Raw genomic sequence first — 6,000 nt, 5'->3', positions numbered from 1 at the left:
GCTTGTTAAATTGGTATATCAACTATTAGTTAAGCATAGCAAGTACTGAAGAACCTTTGTTATAAATGCTTGCACCTTAGTAACAACAGTTTGTTTATTTCTAGCAAATGCTTAAGCAAACCTGATTAGTATAGAAGTTATCGTAACAAATGACTCCGCTTGTTTTTTTAGGTCATGCTTTTTGCTTGTTAGCTTTAATTATAAAGTTATATCAGTGGCAGTAAACCGCATACCATGCGATCGCTATGCTTGAGTAAGTATAAAATCGTCAAGTTATAGATTTATGTCTTTTGCTCTAAAAATGGATTCACAATCCATGACAAAAAACAATAGAAAAAAGGCTGTTGCTCAAGCTATTTCCACAGCTGTTGCTCTGGGCTGGGTGATAATGCAAGTCGAATCAGCACAAGCTGCTACCTTCGACAATCTCAATTACAGTGGGGCTGGCTCATTGCAAATCTCTACTGGTAGGCTAATGATTCTCGATGGTGCCAGCGTCAATTTTGGGGAAACCGGCGATGGTCTAGCAGGTAACATAACTCTCAGAGCCGATGATCTTCTTATATTGAAACCAGTACGCAAACCCAGTGCGATCGCTGGTGGTAACATTAATTCAGGAGCAGCAGGCACTATAACTGTTACAGCCAGTGAGGTTGTTTTCCTGACAAGAGTACCCGAACCAAGTGCGATCGGTGGTATTATACTTGCTGGTAGTCTGGCTTGGCTGGCGAAGAGAAAGCAAGCAGCGTTTCGCAAAGCCAAGGTATAATTACGTATTAGAATAAATTTTTTACAGCAGTTTTCATCTATTTGAACCACATCTATCGTAGGGGCACAGAAAAAGCTCATTGGTGTCAAATTAACGTGAAAGCCATGTTCCACAAGGAACTGAAGTTCCTTGTTAATAGCTCAAGTCATCTAAAGATGACTAAATAATCCGAAAAATCTTTAGTCTACTTGAGTAGACTTGGGCTAAAAGCCAAAGAAATTTATTTCTGGGCGGGCGTGGAAGTCAACAAGCGATTTCTAGCTGAAGTTGACACCAATGAGCATTGCTGTGCCCCTACCGCGTGGTCTATTTACCTAAAAATAGCTGTAAATAGTTTAAATACAAAGCCCGCTCAGACTTATCTCTGCGCGGGCTAATTATTTTATGGGCAATTAGCCGAAGATAATATCAATTTCCTGAAACTAAAATACTTCCAGGAACCTTTATTAAGCCTCAACTTTTACACCCCTCCAGAAAGCCACATAGCCTTCAATATTCTTAGCCTTCTCCTTGGCGCTGGGATAGTACCAAGCAGCATCTTTATTAATTTGCCCATCAACGTCGATACTGTAGTAGCTGGCGACACCTTTCCAAGGACAAGTGGTGTGGGTGTTGCTTTCTGTGAAATACTGTTTGTTAATGGCGTCAACAGGGAAATAATGGTTGCCTTCCACAACTACAGTATTATCACTCTCGGCTAAAACAGTTCCATTCCAAATTGCTTTCGGCATAAATGACTTTGTAAATAAACTATACACATAACATTTTGACACGATCAGCTTATTTGTAGGTGGTCAAACGAGCAGCAGGCGATCGCGCCTTAATAGAGGTTATGACAGACGAAGCTGATATCTTGCATCAGTTCCAACAACCGCCTCAGAATTCATTCTGAGGCTAATAGCTAAAGTCTTCTAAAGAAGACTGAGCAAAAGTTTGAGTCCACTAAGCGTGGAGTTGAGCTATCAGCCCAGAACTTGAGTTCTGGGCGGGCGATGGTGCTAATTGAGAATGGTGCAAGATGTCAGACGAAGCCTATTAAAGATGTAAAATATACTACCGTTGATTTTTAATTATAGCAACCGCCAAGGCGGTTAAGACACCGAACGTAAAACATGCTCAATGGCATCTCGCAAACAATCGAACTGATCCAGTTTTTTGCGGATTTGACTTTTTAGCCAAGACCAGCATTTCTCAATCTTGTTAAGATCAGGAGAATAAGGCGGTAGGTATAGCAGTTCACACCCCGCGTCCTGAATCAGTTCTTGAATACGTCCACCTTTATCAAATGTGGCATTATCCATCACTACAACCTGTCCCAGTTCGAGTGTCGGAACCAAACAGGTTTCCAACCAGGTCTCAAACACTGTTCGATTACAGGCTCCCTCAACAGTGAAGGGAGCTATCAGGTTTTGGTTACACAGCGCGGCAATCATGTTCACCCGTCCTTCACCTCGGCCTGATTTAAGTGCATGGAAGCGCTGCCCTTTTTTATTCCAACCGTACTCATACTCGTCTCGATTATCCATCCCAGATTCATCAAGGTAAACAATTTTCTCGCCTTAGTAGGCCGGATAACTGCGCTACAAACGTCTGCCGTTTGCCTTCATCGCGCTCACAGTAGCCGTAGGTCTTTTTTTTCGAGTGAAGCCAATTTTCTTCAATGCGCGTGAAATCGTGCGATCGCTAATTTCTCCTTCCCAAAGTGAGGCCATTTCAACTTGGGTTTTATCCCCATGAGATAAAGCGAATTCCCGGAATTTTTCCCAGTCAGTGATTTTATGGCCATTACCAGGAGGCTGATTGGGTATGGCTTGGAAGTCGCCTGTAACGTCCAATCGCTTCAGCCATAAGTCTATGGTATTGCGACTGATATTGAATAGTTGACTCACTTCACTTTTCTTTAAGCCATCGAGTTCGATGGCTTGAATCACCTTCTGACGGAGGTCATAACTATAGGGTTTAGGCATGGGTCGAGCAATCGCACTCCGCAGGAAAAGGGACTACTTCCAGTCTATACCCTAACCGCCTTGGCGGTTGCTATATCAAATATAATACAATTATTTAAGTAAAAACACTGGATATTGATTTCCTCTGCGCCTCTGTGGTTCGACTCCTAAATTGGTGCGTTACACTGCGTTAACGCACCCTACCAATTGGGACACCTACTCGTCAATTTGACCAACGCGGTGGATATTTAAAATGTCGCTCATTTTCTTAATTTGGACGAACACTTGCTCTAGTTGAGAGCGATCGCGTATATCTATTCCTAAGTCGATCAATGCCGGTTGACCAATAGAGGTTTTCACCTGGGCATGGCGGACATTGATCCCTTGGTCACTCAACCGTGACAAAATATCCTTTAGCACCCCTACGCGGTCAAGGGCTTCAATTTGCACATCCACTGGATAAGTATGCGGACGACCACTATTTTCGGCGCTTGGGTTCCACCTAACTGGTACTAAACGCTCATACTCCACACTCTCCAGATTATGGCAGCCTTGGCGATGAATCGAAATCCCCCTACCTCGCGTCACCACACCAATAATTGGTTCGCCAGGAATCGGGGTACAACACCCAGCTAAATAATACACCAAACCTTCCACCCCAACAATTGGCGAATATGTGGAGCGGGAGGTAGTTACAGGTACATCTCGCAAAGCTTTTGATGTAGTTGGTTCTTTGGGGATAAATGGCGACACCGTGGAAACTGGTTGTTGTCCCTTAGCCACTTCTCGCCAACGATTTAATACCAAGTTCAACGTCACTTCACCGTAACCCAAACCGGCAAGTAAATCTTCCACACTATGGTAGTTACACTTTTCGGCGACAGTCTCCATTGCATCCGACTTCAGCAAACTATCAAAACCAGTTTTACCAAGTTCCTTTTCTAACAACTCCCGTCCACGCGCAACATTTTCTTCGCGGCGCGATCGCTTGTACCATTGTTTTATCCGATATTTCGCCGCCGAAGTCCTGACGAAGTTCAACCAATCTAAACTCGGATGGCAGTTCTTTTGGGTGAGAACCTCTACAATATCGCCATTTTGCAGCCGCGTTGATAGTGGCACCATTCGCCCATTCACCCGCGCCCCTGAACAGTGGTTCCCGACTTCGGTATGAATGCGATAAGCAAAATCTATAGTCGTAGAACCGGGACTTAAAGGAACAACATCCCCCTTAGGGGTGAAGACATAGACATCATCTTCAAATAGATTATCTTTGACGCTATCAAGATATTCTTGGGCATCCTTGAGATCACTTTGCCACTCCAGCAGCTGCCGCAGCCAAGTAAACTTGTCATCTGTCGCTGTCAAATGGCTAATACTAGAACCTCCTGTTTCTTTGTATTTCCAATGGGCGGCAATCCCATACTCCGCGATATGATGCATTTCGATTGTCCGAATTTGCACCTCTAAAGGACGACCAGTTAGGCCAATCACCCCAGTATGCAACGACTGGTAACGGTTAGGCTTTGGCAGTCCAATATAGTCCTTAAATCTCCCAGGAATTGGGCGAAAAGCATCATGAACCACCGCCAGCGCCCGATAGCATTCCTCATTGCTTTGGACAATAATTCGCAGCGCTGCCAAATCGTAAATTTCATGAAATTCCTTTTGCTGGCGGTGCATTTTTTGGTAAATGCTATAAAGGTGCTTGGGACGACCACTGATATCGTGAAAATTGATTCCGGTTTGCTGCAAACGTTCCCGCAAAATGTCTGTAGCTTTGGTCAATTTCTCTTCTCGCGCCGTCCGTTTTTCGGAAACAAGTTCTTGCATTTGGCGGAAAGCTTCCGGTTCCAAATACTTAAAAGCCAAATCTTCCAGTTCCCATTTAATCCGCCAAATCCCCAAGCGATTGGCTAAAGGCGCGAAAATATCTCGCGTTTCTTGGGCACTGCGGCGGCGGCTAGCCTCTGACATATATTGTAAAGTTCGCATATTATGCAAACGGTCTGCCAATTTCACCACAATTACCCGAATATCTTGCGCCATTGCCAAAAACATCCGCCGGAAGTTTTCGGCTTGGCTTTCGGTTTTGCTAGTGAAATTGATTTTAGAAAGCTTGGTGACACCTTCGACCAATTGCCGCACTTCTGGGCCAAAGCGCTGTTCTATGTCTTCACTGGTAACTTCTGTATCTTCAACGACATCATGAAGAAATCCAGCTGCTATCATAGCAGCACTCCCCCCCAAGTCACGCAGCAAATCAGCTACAGCAATGGGATGAGCAATGTATGGTTCTCCAGATTTGCGGTATTGACCTTGATGCAGTTGGTAAGCAAATTCAAATGCTCGACCAATTAAGACGGTATCATTATACCTTCGGTCATCTTCGGCTGCGCCGCTAGTTGTCGATGACTCCTTCAAACATTTTTTTAACCATTCTGGAATAGCTAGATCGGCTGATGAATTTATCGCTATGGTGCTCATACAATTGGGTTTAGAGAGGATTGGTAGATAAGTGAAAGATAAATAAAACTACCAGCATCGCCCTGAAAAGATGCTGTCGCTCAAAAAAACAGTGTTAGGATGATTCTGCAATTGCCGATAGCGCAGCCTTAGCGACGCACGAGCGTCTGGTAGTCATCCAGTTTGAGTTTCAAGGATCATAAATTTCAAAATCGATTGATGGCAAACAAAGCCTCAAATCACGACTTGAGGCTTTTAGTGCTGATAAACGATTAAGTAAAGTTTATTGTAGAAGAAAAATTACTTGACATTAATACTATCTTAACTATCACTGGATGTCTTTAAATCGTGAGAAATATCAGGCATTTGTAACCTTACTAGAGCAATTACGCTCCGATGCCACAACTACGCAAATTGTTGCACCCGAACTGCGGCAAGGTGTAGCCTCGTTGCAACAATTTTTTAGGCAACAGATTGTGCCTTTGGCTGATGTTGGCGTTGGCGTTGGCGAAGCTTCTGGTAGAGAAGCCTCTGCTAGAGAAGCCTCTCCCCAAGGAGAAGACTGGCGAGTGCAGTCTTATCAAACGGAAATGAGCAAGCAATTGCGCCTGTTGGAAATAGATGTGATGTTTTTGCAAGGAGCGCGGCAAGCATCTACTGCACAAACGAGACTTCAAACGATTAGCGATCGCTTGACAATCCTCATTCAATACTGTGATGCCATTTTGCAACCAGAAGCGGAGGGAGAAAAATAACAATTGTTCACCTTTTTCTCTAATTATTCCATCATCTCATTTATGACCTATGCTGGAAAGTTAT

The 6,000-nt window shown here is 43.9% G+C and carries 6 protein-coding genes; 2 read left to right on the top strand and 4 right to left on the bottom strand.

What is annotated here, in order from left to right; genetic code table 11:
* Positions 1–316 precede the first annotated feature (316 nt).
* A complete protein-coding gene (locus tag HWQ38_RS23840) occupies positions 317–769 on the top strand; it encodes a PEP-CTERM sorting domain-containing protein (RefSeq protein WP_292798525.1) in 453 nt (150 codons plus the stop codon).
* Positions 770–1,215: 446 nt separating this feature from the next.
* Here the strand turns inward: HWQ38_RS23840 and HWQ38_RS23835 are convergent, their stop codons facing one another.
* The 4 genes from HWQ38_RS23835 to HWQ38_RS23820 all read right to left on the bottom strand — a co-directional run bounded on the left by HWQ38_RS23835 (position 1,216) and on the right by HWQ38_RS23820 (position 5,202).
* Complete coding sequence (locus HWQ38_RS23835; protein ID WP_292798523.1) at positions 1,216–1,500, bottom strand: DUF427 domain-containing protein; 285 nt, start codon at positions 1,498–1,500, stop codon at positions 1,216–1,218.
* A gap of 360 nt (positions 1,501–1,860) precedes the next feature.
* Entirely contained in the window at positions 1,861–2,319 is a 459-nt protein-coding gene (locus tag HWQ38_RS23830) for an IS630 family transposase (RefSeq protein ID WP_292798533.1), read from the bottom strand.
* 30 nt (positions 2,320–2,349) lie between these two features.
* Entirely contained in the window at positions 2,350–2,736 is a 387-nt protein-coding gene (locus HWQ38_RS23825; RefSeq protein WP_292798521.1) for an IS630 transposase-related protein, read from the bottom strand.
* A 195-nt stretch (positions 2,737–2,931) separates the two neighbouring features.
* Positions 2,932–5,202, bottom strand: a complete 2,271-nt coding sequence (locus tag HWQ38_RS23820; RefSeq protein ID WP_292798519.1) for a bifunctional (p)ppGpp synthetase/guanosine-3',5'-bis(diphosphate) 3'-pyrophosphohydrolase — start codon at positions 5,200–5,202, stop codon at positions 2,932–2,934.
* 314 nt (positions 5,203–5,516) lie between these two features.
* Here HWQ38_RS23820 and patD point away from each other — a divergent pair, with 314 nt between their 5' ends.
* Positions 5,517–5,936 (top strand): heterocyst frequency control protein PatD, encoded by a 420-nt coding sequence (gene patD, locus HWQ38_RS23815; protein WP_292798517.1) that lies wholly within the window; start codon positions 5,517–5,519, stop codon positions 5,934–5,936.
* Positions 5,937–6,000 lie beyond the last annotated feature (64 nt).

It is taken from the genome of Nostoc sp. NMS7 (genome assembly GCF_017115085.1).
GTDB lineage: Bacteria > Cyanobacteriota > Cyanobacteriia > Cyanobacteriales > Nostocaceae > Nostoc.
Note: the sequence above shows the minus strand (reverse complement) of the source record. Positions and strands in the feature narration are given on the sequence as shown.